This is a genomic window from Streptomyces sp. NPDC103540, from assembly GCF_055584445.1.
This window is the reverse complement of the sequence record NZ_JBVJMA010000002.1, coordinates 334,352-356,194: the sequence shown is the minus strand read 5'-3', so window position 1 is coordinate 356,194 and position 21,843 is coordinate 334,352. Positions and strand designations below refer to the sequence as shown.

Below are 21,843 nucleotides of genomic sequence, written 5' to 3'. Positions count from 1 at the left end.
CGCGTCGACGCTGCCGGGCTGCGGTAATCGGGAGACTAGCGACCCCCACCGACAACGCGGACGGCTGGGCTCCGCATAGCCCCCGGTCAGATCCTCGGGGGAGGATTCCCGTCGTGGGAGCTCGGAGTGCGAAGTGGGGCGGGACCGTGACACGGACATCGGTGGAACTCGGCAAGGGCGGCAACCATCCGCTGCCCGGCGGACCGCTCGTCGTGACCGTGGAAACGTCGGCGGCGGTGGACGTCTCGGCCCTGCTGCCGGCGGCGACCGGCCGGGTCCGCGACGACGCGGACCCGGTGTTCTTCAACCATCCGCAACAGGACGGCGTACGGGTCGGCGGGACTCGGAGAGCCGCCCGATGCTCTATGCCGACGGGGTCGTGACGATGGACCGCGGTCCGGTGGAGTTCAAGGACCTCTGAGGCCTTCGCGCGTACGCCGCCGCCCCCGGCCGGGAAGTCCGGGGGCGGCGGCGTACGCCCGTGCGGGCGGGAGCGGGGTCAGCCGACCTTCGCCGGCTCGGCGACGGGCTCGGCGGCCGGTGCGGGGGCGGACTGCTCGACCACGCGCGGGCCCTGACGGCCGCGCAGCCCGAACCGGGCGATCAGGGCGACCAGGGCGAAGGCCGCGGCCCCGATCCAGAAGGTGAGGGTGAAGCCGGACTCGGCGGGCAGCGGCGGCACGCCGGCGGGGAGGTGCTCGATGGTCTTCGACGCCAGGATGGTGGTGACGACCGCGCTGCCGATCGCGCTGCCGGTGGAGCGGGAGATCGAGTTGATGCCGTTGGCGATGCCGCTCTGGTGGTGCGGGACGCTGGACATGATCACGGCGGGCATGGCCGCGTAGCCGAAGCTGACGGCCGCGCCGACGACGATCCCGGCGCCGATCACCGACGCGGTGTGGGAGTGGTCCAGGGCCAGCCAGGCGAAACCGACGGCGCCCAGCGCGGCGGCGAGACCGAGCGCGACGCGCGGCCCGCGGTGGCGCACCAACTGCCCGCCGACGGGGGAGGCGAGGAGCGAGACGATGGCGCCGGGCAGCAGGAACTGCACGGAGGCGCGCAGGATCGAGGCGTCGAAGCCGTAGCCGGTCAGCGCGTGCGGCATCTGGACGAGGTAGGAGACGCCCAGGAAGTTCGCGAACATCCCGAAGCCGACGAGGACGCCGGCCAGGTTGGCCATGAGGACCGGGCGGTGGACGAACATCCGCATGTCGACGAGGGGCTCGCGCACCTTGCGCTCGACCAGCACCCACAGCGCGGTCATGACGGCGGCGCCGGCGAAGCCGCCGAGCGTACGGGCCGAGGCCCAGCCCCACTCGTGTCCCTGCGAGATGGGCAGCAGGAGCAGCAGCAGGACGATGCCGAGGGTCAGCGCGCCCAGGAAGTCGGTGCGTCCGCCGGTCTTGTGGCGGGTGGCCGGGACCAGGAACACGACGGCGAGGAGCGCCAGGGTCGCGAAGCCGGTCGCCATCCAGAAGGCGTTGCGGTAGTCGGCGTCCGAGCCGGACGTCAGCAGGCCCGTGGCGACCAGGGCCAGGCCGCTGCCGAAGGCCAGCGTGCCGCTGACCAGCGCCATCGCGCCCGGGAGCTTCTGCGGGCGGACCTCCTCGCGCAGGACGGAAAGGGCCAGCGGGAAGATCGCGGTCGCGGCGCCCTGGAGCACGCGGCCCAGGATCAGCAGCGGCAGGGAGGTCGCGAGCGCGGCGACGACGGAGCCCGCGACCATCACGCCGAGGACGGCGACCAGGGTGGGCTTCTTGCCGTGCTGGTCGCCGAAGCGGCCGAGGAGCGGGGTGAAGACGGCGGCGGACAGCAGGGTGGCGGTGGTCACCCAGCTGACGTTGGCGGTCGAGGTGCCGAGGTCGGTGCGGATCAGGCCCAGGATCGGTACGGGAAGGGTCTGCATCATCGACACGACCATGGCGGCGAGGCTCAGGGCGAAGACGATGACCGTCTCGTTCCTGCTCCTCGCGTCGGAGGGGGCGGATGCGGGGGAACTCATGGGCTGACCGGACCTTCGATGGGTGCTGGGGGAGGGAAGGGGTACTGGGTCCCGGGTGCTTCAGGACGCAGATGGTTGATGTCATCAAGTTCTTCGAAGGTAGACATCAATAGTTAAGGTGGTCAAGTAAACAATTGATAATGTCAAGCACCCGGAGTAGGCTCGGGGCTCATGAGCACCACCTCACCGCGGACGTCGCAGGCCCCCACGAAGCTCCAGCTGCTGGAGCTCCTCGCCGCGATCGGCACCGCCCAGTGGCGGGACTTCGCGGCCGCCGCCGCCCGGTACGGACTGACCTCGACGCAGGCCAGGGTCCTGGCCCAGCTGGAGGGGCCCGTCCCGATGCGCGGCCTCGCGACCCTGCTCGTCTGCGACGCCTCGAACGTCACCGGCATCGTGGACCGGCTGGAGGCGCGCGAACTGGTGCGCCGCGAGCCCTCGGCGGTGGACCGCCGGGTCAAGAACGTCGTGGCGACCGACGCCGGTCGTGACGTCATCCGCCGGGTGCGCGAGGAGATGCAGGCCACGCACGGCGCGCTCGACACCCTGGACGCGACGGAGAGCGCCACCCTCTACGCCCTGCTGGAGCGGCTGCGCCCCACCATGGAGCGCGACTCCGACGCCTGATTCCCGCGGTGTCCGATCTCCACGGCGCCCGATGTGCGGCATCCGATTCCCGAGGCGCCTGATTCCCGCGCGAGGCCCGCCGGTGCCGTGCGCCGGCGTGCGACGTCGGGGGTCTGTCAGTCCTGCGGCGCGGCGGCGTCGAGGGCGGCCGTGAGGCGGCCGAGGCGTTCCTGGAGCTCGCGGATCTCGCCCAGCTCGAAGCCCGTCGCCGCCGCGATGCGACGGGGAACCTCCACCGCGCGGTCCCGCAGTGCGGCGCCCTCGTCCGTCAGTACGGCGTGGACGGACCGCTCGTCCTCGGTGCTGCGCTCGCGACGGACCAGCCCCGCCGCCTCCAGTCGCTTCAGCAGCGGCGAGAGCGTGCCCGAGTCCAGGCGCAGGTGCTCCCCGAGCCGCTTGACCGGCAGCGTGCCGTGCTCCCAGAGCACCAGCATCACCAGGTACTGGGGGTAGGTCAGTCCCAGATCCTTCAGGACCACCCGGTAGAGCCCCCCGAAGGCGCGGCTCGCCGCGTTGAGCGCGAAGCAGATCTGCCCGTCGAGGCGGAGGAAGTCCTGGTCGCGGAGGGTTTCGGCGGGCTGCTCGGTCATGTCGTCCAGTGTACCGGAGCCTCCTTGTGAGCGATTTAGTTGTGCACAATTGAATTGTGTGCTCTAGTTGTGGTCGAGGGTCCGGCCGCACCGGCCGGCGGCCCTCCCGCCATCCCCCTCCCTCCGGAAGGACCTCCCATGGACGCGCTGTACACCGCCGTAGCCACCGCCAACGGCCGCGAGGGCCGCGCCGTCAGCACCGACGGCCAGATCGACCTCGCGCTCGCCATGCCCCCGGCGCTCGGCGGCAACGGCCAGGGCACCAACCCCGAGCAGCTCTTCGCCGCCGGATACGCCGCGTGCTTCTCCAGCGCCCTGGGTCTCGTCGGCCGCCAGGCGAAGGTCGACACCAGCGAGGTCTCCGTCACCGCCGAGGTCTCCATCGGCCAGGACGGCGGCGGCTTCGGCCTGGCCGTCACCCTGCGCGTCGAGCTCCCCGAGTCCCTGGAGGGCGAGACCGGAGCCCTGCTCGTCAAGCAGGCCCACGAGGTCTGCCCCTACTCCAAGGCCACCCGCGGCAACATCCGCGTCGAGCTCGTCGTCGAGTAGTCCGGACCGTCGTCGAGTGGTCCGGACGCCCCGAGCACGCGCGACGCACGGCCCGACGGGTCCGCCCTGACCCCCTCACGCCGTGCGTCGCGCGGCCACCGCGGCGCACGCGGCGGCCAGGGGCAGTTCCGCCGCGAGGGCCATGGCCAGCGCCGCGCCCCGGCCGTCCGTACCCATCGAGGTCGTGACGTCGAACCAGGCGTCCACCACCAACAGCGCGGCCGTCGCCGCCGCGGCCGGCGCCGCACGGGGATCCCGGCCGCGCAGCAGCAACCCGGTGGCCGTCAGCCCGACGGCGAGCATCGCGTCCAGACCGATCCACGCGGTGGCCCAGTGGGACACCCGAGCCGTCTGCGGCATCGTCACCGCCAGTACGCACATCCACGGCAGCAGGGCCACCCCCGCCCCGGTCAGCACCGCGGCGAAGCGCGGCGGGCGCGGGGCGCGGACGCGGCGAACCGGCGGGCACGGGGTGGTGGTGAGGCTCACGACGGGACTCCTTCCGGCCCGACGGTCCGTCCCCCGGGCACCCCCCAACCCTCCCCGCCGAGCGGGCGAAGATCAGTGGTCCGGCGGCCCGAACCCGGGGTGGTGCCAGGTACACCCCCGACCGGGTCCCCGTGTGATGGCATGACCCTGACCAGGGCGCATACCGTGGACGCATGGCACAACCCGGCGCGCCGACACGTACCTTGACCTGGATCGTGGCGCACACCCCCTGGTCCCGTTGGGCGAGGCGCAACACCGCGTTCGCGGTCGCCGCGATCCCGCCCGCCCTCCCGCTCGTGGCTGGCCTCCTCCTGGCGACGGTCGCGCCCGGCCCCGGCGTCGTCCCGCTGCTGCTCGTCCTCGCGCTCCGCCCCCTGCTGACGGACCTCCAGCGCAGTCGCCTGCGGTCGCTGCTCGACCTCGACGTGCCGCCCGTCGCGCGCGCCCACCCCTGGCACACCGTCGCCGGACTCGCGGAACGGCTGCGTTCCGACGCGACGTGGCGCCAGTACGGCTACCACCTGGCGGTCAGCCCCCTCGCCGCGCTCGCCGGCGCCGTCCTCGTCCTCCTGTGGGCCGGGGGAACCGTCTGCGCCGGCGTGTACGCCTGGTCCTGGGCGCTGCCCCAGGACGGGAGCGCCGGGGACCCCGAGGCCTGGGCGGCGCGTGCCGACCTGCTGACGCTGATCGGAGTGTCGGCCCTGCTCCTCGCCCCCTGGACGGCGGCGGCCGCGGCCCGGCTCGACGCGGGCGCGGCGGGCGCCCTCCTGGGCCCCAACCGGTCGCGTGAACTGCTGCGGCGCGTCGAGGACCTGGCCGAGAGCCGGGCCGGCGTACTGGACGCGGCCGACCTCGAACGGCGCCGCATCGAACGGGACCTGCACGACGGGGCGCAACAACGCCTGGTCTCCCTCGCGATGAACCTCGGCATCGCGCGCGCCACGCTGACCGGGCTGCCGCCCGAGGCCAGGGCCGTCATCGACGAGGCCCACCGCGAGGCGAAGGAGGCCATCGAGGAACTGAACGACCTGGTGCGCGGGCTGCACCCGGCCGTCCTGGAGGACCGCGGGCTCGACGCCGCGCTCTCCGGCATCGCGGCCCGCGCCCCGCTGCCGGTCGAGTTGGTCGTCGACCTGCCCGCGCGGCCGGGGGCCACCGTGGAGGCCGTCGCCTACTTCGTGGTCTCCGAGGCCCTGGCCAACGTCGCCAAGCACGCCCGGGCCCGCCGGTGTTCGGTGCGCGTCACCCGCGTCGCCGCCGCCCGGGGGGACGTGTTGCGCGTCGAGGTCACCGACGACGGGGTCGGCGGCGCGGATCCAGCCGGCGGCACCGGGCTGGTGGGCCTGCGCAAGCGCGTGGGGTCCGTCGACGGAACGATAATGATCGACAGCCCCCTCGGGGGACCCACCCTCGTCACCGTGGAGTTGCCGTGCGGGCTGTGATCGCCGAGGACTCCGTCCTGCTGCGCATAGGTCTGGTCAAGGTCCTCGAAATGGCCGGCTTCGAGGTGGCCGCCGAGACCGCGGACGCCGAGGGGCTGCTCGCCGCCGTCGAGGAACACCGGCCCGACCTCGCGCTGGTGGACGTCCGCATGCCGCCCGGCTTCACCGACGAGGGCGTGCGCGCCGCGCTCGTGATCCGCGGCCAGTACCCCGACACGGCGGTCCTGTTGCTCTCCCAGTACGTGGAGGAACGTTACGCCGCAGACCTGCTGTCGACGCGTTCCGGCGCCGGCATCGGCTACCTGCTGAAACAACGCGTGGCCGACGTGGAGGAGTTCATCGACGCCCTGCGGCGCGTCGCCGGCGGCGGTACGGCCCTCGACCCCCAGGTCGTCGCCCAGTTGCTGCTGCGCCGGGGCGGCGGCCCCGACCCGTTGGAGCGGCTCACGCCGCGCGAGCGCGAGGTCCTGGCCCTGATGGCGGAGGGCCGCTCCAACGCGGCCGTCGCCGCCGGACTCGTGGTGAGCGAGAGCGCCGTGGCCAAGCACATCAACAACATCTTCGCCAAGCTGGACCTGCCGCCGGCCGCCGAGGCCCACCGTCGCGTCCTCGCGGTGCTCCGATTCCTGGACGGCACACCGTGACCGCGAGCGGCGCCGCCGGCCGGTTCGCCTGGCACTGCGCCGCGTGGCTGGGCGCCGCGCTCGTGATCGGCGCCGCGACCTGGTGGCTGTGGCCGCCGGGCGCCGTACGCGAGACGACCCTGTACGGGGAGGCGTACGGGGACGGCGGCGGGCGGGCCGTCACGGCCCTGGAGGTCGTCGCCGGCTCGGCGGACGTGAGCCTGACCCCGCGCGGCGACGGCCCGGTCGGCTACCGGGCCGACTTCGCGTGGTCGCTCGGGGAGCCCGCGGTGGAGCGGAGCCGGCTGGGCGACACCCTGCGCCTGACCCCGCGCTGCGCGGGCCCCGCCGGGGCCTCGGCCGACCTCGGCTGTTCGATCCGGCTGACGGTGACCGTGCCCCCGGGGATCCCGGTGAAGGTGTCGGGGGGTTCGGGCCGGGTGTCCGTCACGGGCCTGGAGGGTCCGCTCGACGCCGACGTGGACTCCGGCACGCTGACGCTGAGCGCGCTGCGGGGCCCCGTGCGGGCCTACGTCGGCACCGGCCGGCTCGTGGCCACCGGGTTGGCCTCCCCGCAGGCCGAGATCCGTGCCGACTCCGGTCGGGCGGACGCCACGTTCGAGGTCGCGCCCGAGCGGGTGACGGCCCGTGTGGGGGAGGGCCGATTGGTGCTCAACCTGCCCGGGGAGGCGCGCTACCGGGTCCGGGAGCGGGTGGGCGCCGGCCGCTGCGAGGTGGCGGACTCCCTGCGCGACCCCGCCTCGGCGCGGGTCCTGGACGTCGCCGCCGACGCCGGCCACGCCACCGTCGCCCCCCGGGGCGCCCCCTCCTGACCCGTGGGGTCCGGCCGGACGGCGGGGCGGGCCCTGCGGCCGCCGGGCCGACGCCCGCCCGGTCGGGCGGTGCGCGAGGGGCCGTCGAGCGGTACTCCAGCCGCGCTCCGGAGCACTGGAGGACTCCTGGTGTCCGGGCGGACCGTAATGGCGTCGAAAGTGCGCCGGATTACGGCCCGCCCGGGAATGGAAATACAAAGGAGAATGCTGCGGAAATTCCCGCCGCATTCGGTCAGACGATGTGGCGACCGCCGTCCACGGTGAGGACGTCCCCGGTCGTATAGGCCGCGTTGACGAGATACAGCGTCGCCTCCGCGACGTCCTCGGGCGTACCCACCCGGCGCAGCGGGGTGTTCTGGGTGATCCAGTCGCGGGAGCTTTCCCAGACCTCCTCCGCGTCCTCGTACCAGGGGGTGTCGATCAGGCCCGGCGCGACGGCGTTGACGCGGATCGAGGGGCCGAGCTGGGAGGCCAGCAGCCGGGTCATGTGGTTGACCGCGGCCTTGCTGACGGCGTAGGGGATCGAGCTGCCCAGGGCCCGGGTCGCGGAGACCGACGAGATGTTGACGATGGAGCCGGATCCGGATTCCCGCAGGTGGGGAACTGCTGCGGTGATCATCTGCCAGGCCCCGACCAGGTTCACGTCGAGGATCTCCCGCCAGGCGCCGGCGTCGATCGCGTCCAGGTCGTCGAGCGGCACGAAGCGCGTGACGCCCGCGTTGTTGACGAGGACGTCCAGCCGGCCGTAGGTCTCGACGGCCGTCTCCACGATCCGCCGCGCGTCGGCGGCCCCGGAGACGTCGCCCCGGACGTAGACGGCCTCCGGGAGCGCGGCGGCCAATTCCTCCCCCGCCTTCACGCTGTGGGTCGAATTCACGACCACGCGCATTCCCTCGGCGGCCAGTCGCCGGGCGATCGAAGCGCCGATTCCCGAAGAAGAACCGGTGATCAGGGCGACTCGAGTCTCGCTCATCTTTCCTCCTGCTGATAATCCGGCGAATTCCGAAGGACGCCCGTTGACGAATTGGGCGTCCGGATCCTAACGTATCGCATGACGGAAGCAGATTTCCACTATGCGGAATTCCGGAATAAAGGGGGAGCCATGGGATCGGACGAGATCCATACCGCCGGCGCGGACGGCCCGAAGGGCGGCGTCCACCGCCTCGTCGCCGCCCGCGTACGCCTCACGCCCGACGCGGTGGCGACGCGGGAGGCCGTCGGCGGAACGGAACTGACCTACCGGCAGCTCTGGCGGCGCTCCGGAGCCCTCGCCGCCCGGCTCACCGCCCTCGGCATCGGCCCCGGAGACCTCGTCGCCCTCGAACTGAACCGGGGCAACGACCTCCTCGTGGCGCTCCTCGGCGTCACGCGCTCCGGAGCCGCCTACCTCCCGCTCGACAGCCACGCCCCCGCCGACCGCGTCGCACTCGTCCTCGACGACGCCGCCGTCCGCGCCGTCATCACCGGCACCGGCCCGAGTCGGCGCGAACGACCCCTGCGCGCACCCGAGTCCGCCCTGCTCCTGACGCTCCCCACCGGCGCCGACGCCGAGACGGACCACTACGCCGACCCGGACGTCGACGACGAGGGCCCCTGCCACGTCGGCTACACCTCCGGCTCCACCGGAACCCCCAAGGGCGTGGTCGTCCCGCACCGCGCCGTCCTGGACCTCGTCACCGCGCCCGTGCACGGCGACATCACGGCCTCCGACCGGGTCGGCCAGCTCGCCAACCCGGCCTTCGACGCCTTCACCTGGGAGGTGTGGGGAGCGTGGACGGCGGGCGCCACCCTCGTCGTCCTGCCCTCCGTGGTCGAACTCGACCTCGAACGCTGGACCGCGCTCCTCGCCGAGGAGGGCGTCACCACCGCCCTGCTCACCACCTCGCTCTTCCACATGGTGGCCCGCGAGGCGCCCGGAGCCCTCGCCCCGCTGCGCGGCCTGCTCGTCGGCGGCGAGGCCCTGGACCTCGCCGCGACCCGCGCCGTCCTCGCCGCCGGCGGACCGGGCCGACTGACCAACATCTACGGCCCCACCGAGACCACCGTGCTGGTCACCTGGTTCGACTGCACCGAGGAATCCCTGCGCGGCCGCACCCGCGTCCCCATCGGACACCCCGTGCGCGGGGCCGAACTGCACGTCGTCGACGCCGACCTGAACCCCGTGGCTCCCGGCGAGCCCGGTGAACTCCTCGTCGCCGGGGCCTCGGTGACCTCCGGCTACCTGGGCCGCCCCGAACGCACCGCCGCCGCCTTCCTCCCGCACCCCGACGGCCCCCGCTACCGCACCGGCGACCTCGTACGCCTGCTGCCCGACGGGACGTACGACATCCTCGGCCGCGTCGACCGGCAGGTGAAACTGCGCGGCTTCAGGATCGAGTTGGAGGAGGTCGAACGCGCGGCCGCGGCCACCGGCCGCACCGGCGCCGCGTTCGTCGAGAAGAGCGGCGAAGGGCACACCGCCCTCCTCCTCGGGGCCTTCCTCGCCGACCCCGACCACCCCGGGGGCGCCGAGGCCCAGGGGCGGGAGCTGGCCGAGGCCCTCGCCCGCACCCTCCCCTCGTACATGCTCCCCGCCCGCTGGCTGCCCCTGCGCGAACTGCCCTACGGCACCACCGGCAAGGCCGACCGCGCCCACATCCGGCGCCTGCTGGAGCGGCCGGCGACCCCGGACGGGGCCGGCGCCCGGTCGGCCGCCCCCGCGCAGGAGGCCGCCCCCGCACCGTCGGCGGACCCCGCGCCGTCGGCGGACCCCGCGCAGGAGGCCACGCCCGCGCAGGAGGCCGCCCCCGCCCCGGAAACCGGCGCGCGCCCCGCCGACCCGCTGGAGGCACGGATCGCGGAGGTCTGGGCCGACCTCCTCGGCGTGCGCGACATCGCCCCCGACGACGACTTCATCGGCCTCGGCGGCAACTCCATCCTCGCCACCCAGACCGCCTTCCGGCTCTCCGAACGCCTCGGCGTCCCCCTCACCCCCACCGACGTGCTGCTCGCCACGGACCTCGCCGACCTCGCCGGGCGCCTGCGCGAACGGTGATCCGCCCCGCCCGGGGCACGGGACCGACACCCCGGTCCTCCTCGGGCCCCGCACCCCCAGGCCCCCTCCGCGCCGACGCACGCCCGACGTGCCCGCCGCCGCGCGCACCGGACCCCGGCAGCCCTCGAAAGGCCACCCCCATGGCACCCTCACGCCCCGCCGCCCCCGAACGCAGGGGGGCCGCCACCGCCCCGCTCTCCCTCGCGCAGGAACGCCTCTGGTACATCCACCGGAGCGCACCCGCCTCCGCCGTCTACAACGTGCCCCTGCTCACCCGTTGGCGCGAGCGCGTCGACCCGACCGCCCTGCGCGCCGCGCTGACCGCCCTCGTCACCGCCCACGAGGTCCTGCGCACCACCTACGGCACCGTCGACGGCCGGCCCGTCCAGTTCGTCGCCGCCCCCGGCCGGCCCGTCGCACTGGAGGTGATCGACCGCCCCGCGCCCGAGGACGACGAACTCGCCGAACGCGCCCGCGCCCCCTTCGACCTCACCGTCGACGCGCCCCTGCGCGCCACCCTGTGGCAGGATCCCGACCCGGCGGCGGGCCCCGGAACCCTCCTGATCACCGTCCACCACATCGCCGTGGACGGCTGGTCCCTGCCCGTCCTCTACGGAGCCCTCGCCGCGGCCTACGACCAGGCCCGCTCCGGACTGTCGCCCACGCTGCCCGAGCCCACCGTCCAGTACGCCGACTTCGCCGTCTGGGACCGGGCCGGGGACCGGGATCCGGAGCCGGCGCGCAGGATCGAGGAACGCGCCGCCGCCCTGCTCGACGCGGCCGCCGCCGACCCCGCGCTCGGCGTCGCGCCCCCGCGCGCCCGCGTCCCCGACGGGGACCGGCGCGGCGAGGAGGTCCGCCTCACCCTGCCCGCCCCGCTGGTCACGGGAGCCGAAACCCTGGCCCGCGAGCTCCGGGTCACCCCGTTCGTCGTGCTGTTCGCCGCCTTCCAGGCCCTCGTCCAACGCTGGAGCGGACAGTCGGAGTTCCTGCTCGGCACCGTCGCCGCCAACCGTCCGCACCCCGCCGTCGCCGACCTCGTCGGCTTCTTCGTCAACACCGTGCCGCTGCGCTGCGCCCCCGACCCCGACGGCACCTTCGAGGAGCTGTGCGCGCGCTCGCGGGCCGAGGCCTTCCGGGTCCTGGCCCACCAGGAACTGCCCTTCGACCGGCTGACGGCGGCCGTGGCGGAGGCCCGGCACGCCGCGACCGGCGGCACCGCGACCGGCGGCACCGAGGCCGCCTCCGCGACCGCCCGTCCGGCCGCCCTGGCCGAACTGGGCTTCGTCCTGCAGAACTCCCCGGCCCCCGACCCCGAGGGCCGCCACCCCTGGGAGCCGCCCACCCTGCTGCCCACCGGAACCGCCAAACAGGACCTCTCCCTGGTCCTGGAGCACACCCCCGACGGCGGCCTCCTCGCCACCGTCACCTACGACACCGGCCGCTACACCGAGAGCACCGCCCGCCACTTCACGACGGGATACCGGGCCCTGCTGGCGGCCGCCGTGGCCGCCCCCGCCACCCCCCTGCGGGAGCTGCCCGTCACCGAACGCCCCGCCCACGCCCACCCGTACGGGATCCTCACCGGCGACGCCCCACACCCCGGACCCGCCACGGCCACCCAGGCCCTGGAGGAACGCCTCGCCGCGATCGGGACGACCGCCGACGCCGACCGCACGGCCGTCCGGAGCTCGCACGGCACCCTCACCCTGGGCGAACTCGACACCTGGACCCGCGCCATCGCCGAGCGGCTGCGCGCGGCCGGCGTCGGACCGGGCCGCCACGTCCCCGTCCTCGCCGCGCGCGGCCCCGCGCTCGTCGCGGGCTGGCTCGGCGTGCTGCGCGCCGGCGCCGCCCTCGTGCCCCTCGCCCTGGACACCCCCGCCGCCCGCGTCGAGTTCGTCCTCGCCGAGACCGGCGCCGACACGGCCCTGGTCTGCGCGGAGGGCGCCGCCCTGCTCGCCGGCCTCGACACCGCCGTCGAGCCCCTGTCCCTCGACGGACTCCGCGCCCGGCCCGCGTCGGACGGCGGCACCTCCGCCCCCTTCGCCTCCGCCCCCTTCACCCCCGCCGCCGTCGGCCCCGAGGACGTCGCCGCGCTCCTCTACACCTCCGGCACCACCGGCCGCCCCAAGGGCGTGCGGATTCCCCAGCGCGGGCTGCTCAACACCGCCCTGTGGTGGGCCCGCGACTGCGCGCTCGGCCCCGAGGACCGGCTCCTGCTCACCGCCGGCACCGCCTTCGACCCGGCCCCGTACAACGTCCTGGAGGCCCTCCTCGCCGGCGCCGAACTCCTCGTCGCCGACGACCTCGAACGCCGCGACGCCCGCGCCCTGCTCGCTCTGATCCGCGGCCCCCGGGGCGCCACCGTCGCCGGCTCGATCACCCCGAGCCTGCTGCACGCCATGCTGGAGGCCGACCGGGAACACCCCGGCGCCGACCACGACCGCGATCCCGACGCCGCGAGCAGCCTGCGCGCCGTCTACTCCGGCGGCGAAGCCCTCCCGCGACGCCTCGCCGCGGACTGCGCCGCCCGCTGGGGCACCCGGATCGTCAACGTCTACGGCCCCACCGAGGCCTCCTGCAACAGCACCCACGCGTCCGTCGACCCCGACGACGTCCGCCCGCCCGCCATCGGCGTCCCCCTGCCCGGCACCCGCGCGTACGTCCTCGGCCCCCGCCGCGAGGAACTGCCGCCCGGCGTCCCCGGCGAGCTGTACGTGGCGGGCGCCGGCGTCGCCCTCGGCTACCTCGACCGGCCCGAACAGACCGCGAGCGCCTTCCTGCCCGACCCGTACGGGACACCGGGCTCCCTCATGTACCGCACCGGCGACCGGGTCCTGCTCCGCGAGGACGGCCGCCTCGTCCACCTCGGCCGGGCCGACGACCAGCTGAAGGTCCTCGGCATCCGCATCGAACCGGGCGAGGTCACCCGCCTGATCGAGGAACACCCCGCCGTCACCGCCGCCGCCGTCACCACCGCCGGGAACCCGCCCGCCCTCGTCGCCCACGTCGAACTGGGCGGTCGGCCCCCCACCCGCGAGGAACTGCTGCGCCCGCTGCTGCGCTGGCTGCCCGCCGCGGTCCTGCCCGCCAAGGTGTACGTGGTGGACGCGCTGCCCCGCACCGCCAACGACAAGGTGGACCGCGCGGCCCTCGCCGGCGTACGGGGACGCCCCCTGCCCCACGAGAGCGCCCCCGACACCGCGCTCACCCCCGCCCAACGACCGGTGGCCGCGCTCATGGCCGCCCACCTGCGGGGCGTCGACCCCGAACGGCTCGCCCCCGGGGCCGACTTCTTCACCCTCGGCGGTCACTCCCTGCTCGCCGTCCGCATGCTCGCCGAGGCGGAGCGCCGCTGGGGGAGCGCGGTACCGCTGCGGGCCTTCCTCGCCGCACCCACCGTCGCGGGCTTCACCGAGGCCCTGGAGCACGCCGCCGCCTCCCGGGCCGGCGGGTCCGCCACCGCCGTCCGGCCGATCGACCCCGCCGCCACGCACCCGGGCAGCCCCGTACAGCAGCGGCTGTGGGTGATGGACCGGATCACGCACCTGCGCACCGCCTACCTCGCCCCCGGCGTGGTCGAGATCGACGGACCCCTCGACCGCGAGGTGCTCCGCGAGGCCCTCGCCCGGGCCCTGGCCCGCCACCCCGGCCTGCGCTCCCGCTTCACCCTCGACCCCAAGGCCCGCAAGGTCTTCTACCGCACGGACGGCGAAGCGCCCGAGGCCGTCCTCCTCGACGGCTCCGACTGGCCGCCCGCCCGGATCGAGGAGGAGGTCGCCGCCCTGTGCTGGACCCCCTTCGACCTCGCCCGCCAGGCACCCGCCCGAGGAGCCGTGATCGCCCTCGGCGACGAGCGGACCCTCCTGGTGATCGGCGTACACCACATCGTCTCGGACGGCTGGTCCCTGGATCTGCTGCTGCGCGACGTCGCCGCCCTGACCCGCCACCTCGCCGACGGGGCGCCGCTCGCCCTTCCCACCCCCGGCCACCCGGCCGCCGCGACGCCCGAACCGCGGACCCCGGACGGTGCCCCCGCCGCGTACCTCGACACCCTGCGCGGCGCCCCGACCGACATCGCCCTCCCGTACGACCGTCCCCGGGGCACCGCCCAGACCATCGAAGCCGACCGGTGCGAACTGACCCTGCCCGCCGACCTGTCACGCCGGCTCACCGAGCTGACCGCACCGCTCGGCGTCACCCCGTTCATGCTGGCCGGCGCGCTGCTGGCGACCGTCCTCGCCCGCCGGGGCGGCGGCCGCGACTTCCTCTTCGCCTTCCCGTGGGCCGGCCGCGACGGCGCCGCCCACGCCGAGACCGTCGGCATGTTCGTCAACACGCTGCTCGTCCGCGCCGACCTCCGCGACGACCCCGGCCGACGCCGGCTCCTGGAGCGGGTGCGGGAATCCGCCCTCACCGCCTACCGGTACGCCGACACCCCCTTCGACTCCCTCGCCGCCGCCCTGCACCCCGACCGCGACCTCGGCAGGCCCGCCGTCACCCCCGTCTACCTCGGCGCGGCGGACACCGCCCCGACCCCACCGGCACCCACCGCCGCCACCCGCGCCCGGTACCGCGTACCGCCGCGCCTGAAGGCCAAGTACGAACTGGAGCTCACCGTCACCGGCGGCTCCCCGGGCACCCCGCTCGGCTTCTCGCTCACCCACCTCACCGCGCTCTTCGACGCGGCCACCGCCGAGGGCCTCCTCGCGGACCTGGCCCGCGCCGCCGAAGAGCTGCTCACCGACCCGGAGGCAACCGTGTTCACCGAGACCCCCCTCACCGAGACCACCACCACCGACCCGGCCCCGGCCGCCGCGGACGGTCCGCGCGACCTGACCGACACCGTGGCCGCCCTGTGGGCCGAGGTGCTCGACACCCCCGACGTCGAACACGACGTGAACTTCTTCGAGGCCGGCGGCGACTCCATGCTCCTCATGGTGCTGCTGGAGCGGATCGGCGAGCTGACGGGCCGCGAACCGGACGCCGCCGACCTCTTCGAGCACAGCACCGTCGAGGCCCAGGCCGCCTTCCTCGAAGGCCTCGCCCCCACCGGCGGCAGCCGTACCGGCTCCGGGGAGCACACGGCATGAGCGGCCCCGAAGACCGCAGGATCGCCGTCGTCGGGGCGGGCTGCCGCCTCCCCGACGCCTGGAGCCCCGAGGAGTTCTGGCGCCGGCTCGCCGAGGGCCACGTCAGCGTCCGCGACCTCGATCGGGAGCGGTTGCTCGCCGCCGGACTGACCCCGGAGGTCCTCGACGCCCCGGACTACGTCGCACGGGCGGCCGGCATCCCGGCGGCCGGGGACTTCGCGGCCTCCTTCTTCGGCTACTCGCCGGCCGAGGCCGCCGCCACCGACCCGCAGCAGCGGATCTTCCTGGAGGCCTGCTGGCAGGCCCTGGAGTCCGCCGGGCACGCCCCGCGCGGCGGACGCCTCGTCACCGGGGTCTTCGCCGGGGGCAGCCCCAGCACCTACATGGCCGCCCTCCAGGCCTCCCGGGCGCTCACCGACGGGGTCATGGGCGCCGTCGACGACGTGGCCCTCCACCTGGGCGGGCTCGGCGACTTCCTGCCGTCCCGCGTGGCCTACAAACTCGGCCTGCGCGGCCCCTCGATCGGCGTCCAGACCGCCTGCTCCTCCTCGCTGACGGCCGTCCACTACGCGGCGCTGTCCCTGCTGGCCGGCGAATGCGACCTGGCCCTCGCCGGCGGGGCCTCCGTCAACGAGCCCCTGCTCGGCTACCGCCACCGCCCCGGCGGACTCCAGTCCCACGACGGCTACTGCCGTCCCTTCGACGCCCGTTCCACCGGCACCTCCTTCAGCTCCGGCGTCGGCGTCGTCGCCCTGCGCCGGCTCGCCGACGCCCAGCGCGACGGGGACCCCGTCCTCGCCGTCCTGCACGGCACCGCCGTCGGCAACGACGGTTCCGCCCGCTCGGGCTTCACCGCGCCCAGCCCCGCCGGGCTCGCGGACGTGGTGGCCCGGGCCCTGGAGGTGGCGGGCGTACGCGGCGACCGACTGCGCTACGTCGAGGCGCACGGCTCCGGCACCCCGCTCGGCGACCGGATCGAACTGCGCGGGCTGACCGCCGGCCTGCGGGCCCGCGCCGCGTCCGACACCGACGCGCCGGACACCGCCGAGCCCCCGACGGGCTACTGCGGACTCGGCTCGGTCAAGGCCAACATCGGGCACGCCGGACCGGCCGCCGGCATCGCCGGACTGCTGGCCGCCGTGGCCGTGGCCCGGACCGGAGAACTGCCGCCGCACCCGATGTTCGAGCGGCCCCGCGACCCGGGCGTCCTCGCCGAGAGCCCCTTCACGATCTCGGCCGCCCCCACGCGCACCGCCGACGCGCCCTACGTCCTGGTCAACTCCATGGGCCTGGGCGGCACCAACGCCACCGCCGTCCTCGGCCCGCCGCCCGCGCCGTCGCGCGCCCCCGCCCCGGAGCGGGAGACCGTACGCCTGGTCCTGTCCGCCCACGACCCCGCCGCGCTCGCCGAGGCGGCGGACCGGCTCGCCGACGCCCTCACCGCACCGGACGCCCCCGCCCTCGGCGACGCCGCGCACACCCTGCGCGTCGGGCGGACCGCGCTGCCCCACCGCAGGGTCGTCACCGTCCCGGGCGCCGACCCGCGGGCCGCCGCCCGCGCCCTGCGCGCTCCCGCCGAGGCCCCGGCCCCGGGTGCCAGGCCCCTGCGCAAGGTGGTCCTCGTACCGCCCGCGCCGGGCGGGGCGGCGGGGCTCGTGGCGCGGCTGACCGGAGCCCTGAAGGGGAAGGTGGAGGTCGACCCCGGGCCGGGCCGGCCCCGGCGCGCGGACCGCTTCACGCTCCTCCTCGGACACGGCGAAAGCGGCCCGGGCCACCACGCGCTGGCCCTGGACGCCGCCGGCGACGCGGGGGACGAGGCCGTCGAGGAGGCCCTCGCCGCCGCCTGGGCCCACGGGGTCGACGTGGACTGGGAGGCCCTCGCCGGGGACACCGGCCGGCGCGTCCGCCTGCCCACCCACCCCTTCCGCCGGGACACCCACTGGGCCCTCGACACCCTGCCGCCCCTCGCGGCCCCACCGGCGGCTCCGCCGGCCCCGACACCGGTGGGCGGGGGCGCCGGCGCGGACGGCGGCGCGGACGGCGTCGAGGGCGAACTCCTCGGCATCTGGCGCGGGGTGCTCGGTCACCCCGGGCTCGGCCCCGACGGCGCCTTCGGCCTGTACGACGGGGACTCCCTCGCCGCCCTGCGCATCGAGGCCGCCGTCCAGCGGGCCTTCGGCGTCGGCGTGGACGTCTACCGGGCGGGCGGGGCCCAGGCCACCGTCCGCCGGATGGCCGCCCTCGTCCGCACGGCCACCACGGGCCCGGCCGCCTCCGGCCCGGCCGGTGTCGACGCCGGGGCGCCCGCGCCCACCGAGGCCGCCCTCGTCGACGCCGACCTCGGCCTGGACCTCGGCGCGCCCGCGCCGGCGGCGGCCCGCACCGCCACCCCCCGCCCCCGCGTCGGCGACACCCTCGTCACCGGCACGGGAACCCTGCTCGACACCTTCGTCCTGCACGAACTGCTGCGCGCCGGCGAGGGACTCGTCCACTGTGTGGTCCCGGCCGCCGACGAGGCCGCGGCCCGCGCCCTGCTGCGCGAACGCGCCGCCGCCTGCGCCCTGCCCGAACCCGACCCGGCGCGGCTGCGCCCCCTGCCCCACCCCGCCGGCGGCCCGTACCCCTACGACGCCGCCCTCGCCGCACGCGTCACCCGCGTCGTGCACAACGCCGTGCCGGACGCCGGCGGCGCCTACGCGGCCCTGCGCGAGCGGGCCGTTCCCCCGTTCGCCGCCCTCCTCGCCTGGATGCGCGGTCACGGGGTCGAGGACCTCGTCCTGCTCTCCACGCTCGACGCCTGCGGCTCCGGCCTCGGCGCGGACGCCCCGATCGAGGAGACCCGCGCACAACCGCTCACCCCCGGGGCACCGGGCGCGGCCGTCGCGGCCTGGGTCGCCGAACGCCTGGCGGAACGCGCCGAGCGGGACGGCCTGCGGGTACGGGTCTTCCGTACGGGCCTGCTGCTCGGCGCCGACGGAACGGGCGCCTGCGACCCCGACCAACCCCTGTGGCGGCTGCTCGCCGGCTCCCTCGCCACCGGCCTGCGGCCCGAAGGGGCGGACGACCGGCCCCTGCCGGTCGCCCCCGTGGACCTGGCCGCCCGCGCCGTCGTCGAGCTGGCCCCGCAACCGGCCTCCGAAGGCCGCGCCTACCACCTCGTGGACGCGGAACCCGTCACCCGAAGGCGCCTGTTCGAGCTCCTCGACGCCGCCGGCCTGACCACCGAACCCGTCTCCCGGCGGCGCTGGCAACGTGAGGTCGCCCTGCGCGCCCTCGCCCGGGAGAACACCGCCCTCGACCCGCTGGCCACCCGCGCCCTGGAACGCCACGCGTCGCCCGGCGGCGCCGTCGAGGCCCAGGCCTGGCGCCCCTGGCTGCGGCGCGGCGGCCACGACCCGGCCCCCACCGGCCCGGCCCTCCTCGCCGGCCTCGGCCACGCCGCCGCCCGCCGCGCGACCTACGCCGAACTCCTCGCCCCGCACGCCCCCGCCCGCACCGCGTCGACCGGAACGGATCGCTGAGATGACCTTCACCGACACCACCCTGTACGGCTGGTTCGCCCGCTCCCTCGCCGACTACCCCGACGAGCCCGCCCTGGAGGTGCACGGCGACACGTGGACCTACCGCAGGCTCGACGAACGCGCCACCGCCGTGGCCGCCGCCGTGCTCCGCGCCAACGGCGGCGCCGCCCCCGCCCGCGTCGCCCTGCTCGCCTCCCGCACCCTGACCGCCTTCGCCGGCTACCTCGCCGCCCTGCGCCTGGGCGCCACCGTGACCCCCCTCAACCCCGGCTACCCCGTGGCCCGCAACCGCGCCGTGTGGGAACTGGCCGGCGCCGAGGTGCTGCTCGCCGACAGCGCGGGCGCCCCGCAACTCACCGCCCCCGAGCAGCTGATCGCCGTCCTGACCCTCACCGACGAGGAGACCGCCGCCCTGCCCGCGACCGACCCGCGCGCCCTCCCGCCGCGCACCACCGGTCCGGACGACGTCGCCTACGTCCTGTTCACCTCGGGCTCCACCGGCCGCCCCAAGGGGGTCCCGGTCCGCCACCGCAACCTCGCCCCGTACATCGAGCACAACATCGACCGCTTCGAGGTCGGCCCCGGCGCCCGCGTCTCGCACACCTTCGACCTCACCTTCGACCCCTCCGTCTTCGACCTGTTCGTCACCTGGGGCGGCGGCGCCACCCTCGTCGTCCCCCAGCGCGCCGAACTCCTGGAACCGGTGCGCTACGTCGTCGAACGCCGCATCACCCACTGGTTCTCGGTGCCGTCCGCGGTCTCGGTCTCCGCCCGCCTCGGCAAACTGCCCGCCGGACTCGCCCCCGACCTGCGCCACGCCGTCTTCATCGGCGAGCAGCTCACCACCCGCCAGGCCCGCCTGTGGCACGAGGCGGCCCCGAAGGCGCGGATCGACAACGTATACGGCCCCACCGAACTCACCGTCGCCTGCACCGAGTTCCGCCTCCCCGAGAACCCGGAGGACTGGACCTCGACTTCCAACGGCACCATCCCCATCGGCCCCGTGTACCCCTTCCTGGAGCACGCCGTCCTCGGCCCGGACGGGCTGCCCGCCGAGGAGGGGGAACTGGTCGTACGCGGCTCCCAGCGCTTCGACGGCTACCTCGACCCCGCCGACAACGCGGGACGCTTCGTGTCCTGGGACCCGGGCACCGGCCGCCCCGCCGTCGAGCACCGCGGCGAGGGCCCGCTCACCGCCGGGCACTGGTACCGCACCGGCGACCGCGTCCGGTACGAGCACGGCACCCTCGTCCACCTCGGCCGCCTCGACACCCAGGTCAAGGTCCGCGGCTACCGCATCGAACTCGGCGAGATCGAGGCGGCGCTGCGCGACCACCCCCACGTCGCCGACGCCGTCGTCCTCGCCGTACCCGGCCCGGACGAGACCGAACTCGTCGGCGTCCACACCGGGACGCCCGCGAAGGCCACGGACGTCATGCTGTGGCTGCGCAAGCGGATCCCCGTCCACATGGTGCCCCGCCGCTACGAGCACCTCGACGCCCTGCCGCTCAACGCCAACGGGAAGATCGACCGGCCCGCCCTGACGGCCCGCTTCACCCCCGAGCCGGCGGGAGCGGCCCGATGATCCGGCTCCTGCACGACCTGCGACCGCCGCCGGGCGTCGTGCGCGTCCTGGCCGTCAGCAACCTCGCCCGCACCGTCGCCAACGGCTTCCTGCTCTCCGTGAGCGTGCTCTTCTTCATCCGGGCCGTCGGCATCGACTCCGAGCGGGTGGGCCTCGGCCTCACCGTCGCCGCCGTCCTGGCGATGCTCGTCAGCATCCCGGCGGGCCGGCTCTCCGACCGGCTCGGCTCGCGCAACACCTCCGTCCTGTTCGGAGCGGCCCAGGGCGCGGCCGTCTGCTGCTACGCCCTGACCGGCGGCTTCACCGGTTTCCTCGTCGTCGTCGCGCTCTCCGCCATGGCCGACGCGGGCGGCGCCGCCGCGCGCGGCGCCCTCATCGCGGAGGCTGTGCCGGCCGCCGAGCGGGTCCGCGCCCGCGCCTACCTCCAGTCCGTCATCAACGTCGGCCTCGCGGTCGGCACCCTGCTGGGCGGGCTGGCGCTGGCCGGGGACTCCGGCGCCCTCTACCGGTGGCTGCTGGCCGGCGCGGGCCTCCTGTTCACCGCCGCCGCCCTCCTGTGCCTGCGGCTGCCCCGTACGAAGGCCCCCGCGGCGGGGGCCGCCGACGGTCCGCGGCGCAACGTCCTGCGCGACGGCCCGTTCCTGGTGGTGTCCGTCCTCAACGCGGTCCTCGTCCTCGGCACCGACGCGCTGCTGACCGTGGCCCTGCCCATCTGGATCACCGAGCGCACGGACGCGCCCGTCTCGATCTTCGCCGCACTCGTCTTCGTCAACACCGCCCTGTGCGTCCTGTTCCAGGTGCGGATGAGCAGGGGGGCGGAGGACGTCACGGGAGGCGCCCGGGCGATGCGCCGCTCCGGGATCCTGCTCGCGGTGTGCTGCGCCGTCTTCGCCCTCTCCGCCGGGCAGCCCGCCTGGGTCGCCGCCGTCTGCCTGGTGGTCGGCGCGGTGGTGCACGTGTGCGGGGAGATGCTGCACTCGGCGGGTTCCTGGGCGCTGTCCTACGAACTGGCCCCGCAGGACGCGCACGGCCAGTACCAGGGCATGTTCAACCTGGCCCAGCGCGTCGGCGGCGCGGTGACCCCGATCCTCACCACCGCCGTGATCATCGGCTGGGGCGCGCCCGGCTGGCTGCTGTTCGGCGCGCTGCTGCTCGCGGGGGGCCTGGCGACCCCGGCCACGGCCCGCTGGGCGGCCCGCACCCGCGACCTCTCACAGCCCGAGACCGCCCGAGCCACACCCGCCCCGGCCACGCCCGAGCCCGCGACCGCGATCGCGCCCCCGGCCCCCGCCCCCGTCCCCGTCCCGGCGGTGTCATCCGCCCCCGGCGGGGCCACCGCGGCGGCCGGGCAGCGGCCGGACACCGTCACGGCCTGACCGGCCGAGGCCGCGGCCGGCGCCACCGCGCCCCGGAGCGCCCGCGTGCCCGGCCCCTTCCGCCACCCTCACGAAC

Annotated in this window: 15 protein-coding genes; 11 read left to right on the top strand and 4 right to left on the bottom strand. The window is 75.8% G+C overall.

Features of this window, described 5'->3' with window-relative positions; all coding sequences use genetic code 11:
• The first annotated feature begins 146 nt into the window (after nucleotides 1-146).
• Nucleotides 147-383 carry a hypothetical protein gene (locus tag ACZ6ZI_RS06205; protein ID WP_469516726.1) on the top strand — a complete coding sequence of 79 codons (237 nt, stop codon included), beginning with the start codon at nucleotides 147-149 and terminating at the stop codon, nucleotides 381-383.
• A gap of 116 nt (nucleotides 384-499) precedes the next feature.
• On the opposite strand, the gene ACZ6ZI_RS06200 is transcribed toward ACZ6ZI_RS06205, so the two are convergent.
• Nucleotides 500-2,002, bottom strand: coding sequence for an MFS transporter (locus ACZ6ZI_RS06200; protein WP_469516721.1), 1,503 nt, complete (start codon nucleotides 2,000-2,002; stop codon nucleotides 500-502).
• A gap of 171 nt (nucleotides 2,003-2,173) precedes the next feature.
• Here ACZ6ZI_RS06200 and ACZ6ZI_RS06195 point away from each other — a divergent pair, with 171 nt between their 5' ends.
• A complete protein-coding gene (locus tag ACZ6ZI_RS06195) occupies nucleotides 2,174-2,629 on the top strand; it encodes a MarR family winged helix-turn-helix transcriptional regulator (protein WP_469516718.1) in 456 nt (151 codons plus the stop codon).
• Nucleotides 2,630-2,745: 116 nt separating this feature from the next.
• Here ACZ6ZI_RS06195 and ACZ6ZI_RS06190 read toward each other — a convergent pair whose 3' ends face one another.
• The gene (locus ACZ6ZI_RS06190) at nucleotides 2,746-3,219 is read right to left on the bottom strand and encodes a MarR family winged helix-turn-helix transcriptional regulator (protein ID WP_363060019.1); all 474 of its coding nucleotides are present in this window, start codon (nucleotides 3,217-3,219) and stop codon (nucleotides 2,746-2,748) included.
• 138 nt (nucleotides 3,220-3,357) lie between these two features.
• Here ACZ6ZI_RS06190 and ACZ6ZI_RS06185 point away from each other — a divergent pair, with 138 nt between their 5' ends.
• Nucleotides 3,358-3,768 carry an organic hydroperoxide resistance protein gene (locus ACZ6ZI_RS06185; protein ID WP_469516715.1) on the top strand — a complete coding sequence of 137 codons (411 nt, stop codon included), beginning with the start codon at nucleotides 3,358-3,360 and terminating at the stop codon, nucleotides 3,766-3,768.
• 75 nt (nucleotides 3,769-3,843) lie between these two features.
• Here the strand turns inward: ACZ6ZI_RS06185 and ACZ6ZI_RS06180 are convergent, their stop codons facing one another.
• Nucleotides 3,844-4,257, bottom strand: coding sequence for a hypothetical protein (locus ACZ6ZI_RS06180; protein WP_469516712.1), 414 nt, complete (start codon nucleotides 4,255-4,257; stop codon nucleotides 3,844-3,846).
• 173 nt (nucleotides 4,258-4,430) lie between these two features.
• Here ACZ6ZI_RS06180 and ACZ6ZI_RS06175 point away from each other — a divergent pair, with 173 nt between their 5' ends.
• The 3 genes from ACZ6ZI_RS06175 to ACZ6ZI_RS06165 are packed head-to-tail and all read left to right on the top strand — an operon-like array spanning nucleotide 4,431 to nucleotide 7,155.
• Entirely contained in the window at nucleotides 4,431-5,699 is a 1,269-nt protein-coding gene (locus ACZ6ZI_RS06175; RefSeq protein WP_469516709.1) for a sensor histidine kinase, read from the top strand.
• Nucleotides 5,687-6,343, top strand: a complete 657-nt coding sequence (locus tag ACZ6ZI_RS06170) for a response regulator transcription factor (protein WP_469516706.1) — start codon at nucleotides 5,687-5,689, stop codon at nucleotides 6,341-6,343. The genes ACZ6ZI_RS06175 and ACZ6ZI_RS06170 overlap by 13 nt, the downstream gene beginning before the upstream one ends.
• Complete coding sequence (locus ACZ6ZI_RS06165; protein WP_469516701.1) at nucleotides 6,340-7,155, top strand: DUF4097 family beta strand repeat-containing protein; 816 nt, start codon at nucleotides 6,340-6,342, stop codon at nucleotides 7,153-7,155. The genes ACZ6ZI_RS06170 and ACZ6ZI_RS06165 overlap by 4 nt, the downstream gene beginning before the upstream one ends.
• Before the next feature lie 232 nt (nucleotides 7,156-7,387).
• On the opposite strand, the gene ACZ6ZI_RS06160 is transcribed toward ACZ6ZI_RS06165, so the two are convergent.
• On the bottom strand, nucleotides 7,388-8,128 hold the full coding sequence (locus tag ACZ6ZI_RS06160) for an SDR family NAD(P)-dependent oxidoreductase (protein WP_469516698.1): 741 nt from the start codon (nucleotides 8,126-8,128) through the stop codon (nucleotides 7,388-7,390).
• A 129-nt stretch (nucleotides 8,129-8,257) separates the two neighbouring features.
• Between ACZ6ZI_RS06160 and ACZ6ZI_RS06155 the strand changes: the two genes are divergently transcribed.
• From ACZ6ZI_RS06155 to ACZ6ZI_RS06135, 5 genes are all read left to right on the top strand, one after another.
• The gene (locus tag ACZ6ZI_RS06155; protein WP_469516695.1) at nucleotides 8,258-10,189 is read left to right on the top strand and encodes a non-ribosomal peptide synthetase; all 1,932 of its coding nucleotides are present in this window, start codon (nucleotides 8,258-8,260) and stop codon (nucleotides 10,187-10,189) included.
• A gap of 140 nt (nucleotides 10,190-10,329) precedes the next feature.
• Complete coding sequence (locus tag ACZ6ZI_RS06150) at nucleotides 10,330-15,285, top strand: amino acid adenylation domain-containing protein (protein ID WP_469516690.1); 4,956 nt, start codon at nucleotides 10,330-10,332, stop codon at nucleotides 15,283-15,285.
• A complete protein-coding gene (locus ACZ6ZI_RS06145; RefSeq protein WP_469516687.1) occupies nucleotides 15,282-18,806 on the top strand; it encodes a beta-ketoacyl synthase N-terminal-like domain-containing protein in 3,525 nt (1,174 codons plus the stop codon). The genes ACZ6ZI_RS06150 and ACZ6ZI_RS06145 overlap by 4 nt, the downstream gene beginning before the upstream one ends.
• A gap of 1 nt (nucleotide 18,807) precedes the next feature.
• Nucleotides 18,808-20,391, top strand: coding sequence for an amino acid adenylation domain-containing protein (locus ACZ6ZI_RS06140; RefSeq protein WP_469516684.1), 1,584 nt, complete (start codon nucleotides 18,808-18,810; stop codon nucleotides 20,389-20,391).
• Nucleotides 20,388-21,767 (top strand): MFS transporter, encoded by a 1,380-nt coding sequence (locus ACZ6ZI_RS06135; protein WP_469516681.1) that lies wholly within the window; start codon nucleotides 20,388-20,390, stop codon nucleotides 21,765-21,767. The genes ACZ6ZI_RS06140 and ACZ6ZI_RS06135 overlap by 4 nt, the downstream gene beginning before the upstream one ends.
• Nucleotides 21,768-21,843 lie beyond the last annotated feature (76 nt).

What these genes read in the sequence shown, in the direction of transcription:
- ACZ6ZI_RS06175 (WP_469516709.1), top strand. Translation starts at nt 4,431, where the DNA reads ATGGCACAACCCGGCGCGCCGACACGTACCTTGACCTGGATCGTGGCG.
- ACZ6ZI_RS06140 (WP_469516684.1), top strand. Translation starts at nt 18,808, where the DNA reads ATGACCTTCACCGACACCACCCTGTACGGCTGGTTCGCCCGCTCCCTC.
- ACZ6ZI_RS06135 (WP_469516681.1), top strand. Translation starts at nt 20,388, where the DNA reads ATGATCCGGCTCCTGCACGACCTGCGACCGCCGCCGGGCGTCGTGCGC.
- ACZ6ZI_RS06145 (WP_469516687.1), top strand. Translation starts at nt 15,282, where the DNA reads ATGAGCGGCCCCGAAGACCGCAGGATCGCCGTCGTCGGGGCGGGCTGC.
- ACZ6ZI_RS06200 (WP_469516721.1), bottom strand. Translation starts at nt 2,002, where the DNA reads ATGAGTTCCCCCGCATCCGCCCCCTCCGACGCGAGGAGCAGGAACGAG.
- ACZ6ZI_RS06150 (WP_469516690.1), top strand. Translation starts at nt 10,330, where the DNA reads ATGGCACCCTCACGCCCCGCCGCCCCCGAACGCAGGGGGGCCGCCACC.
- ACZ6ZI_RS06195 (WP_469516718.1), top strand. Translation starts at nt 2,174, where the DNA reads ATGAGCACCACCTCACCGCGGACGTCGCAGGCCCCCACGAAGCTCCAG.
- ACZ6ZI_RS06155 (WP_469516695.1), top strand. Translation starts at nt 8,258, where the DNA reads ATGGGATCGGACGAGATCCATACCGCCGGCGCGGACGGCCCGAAGGGC.
- ACZ6ZI_RS06160 (WP_469516698.1), bottom strand. Translation starts at nt 8,128, where the DNA reads ATGAGCGAGACTCGAGTCGCCCTGATCACCGGTTCTTCTTCGGGAATC.
- ACZ6ZI_RS06185 (WP_469516715.1), top strand. Translation starts at nt 3,358, where the DNA reads ATGGACGCGCTGTACACCGCCGTAGCCACCGCCAACGGCCGCGAGGGC.
- ACZ6ZI_RS06190 (WP_363060019.1), bottom strand. Translation starts at nt 3,219, where the DNA reads ATGACCGAGCAGCCCGCCGAAACCCTCCGCGACCAGGACTTCCTCCGC.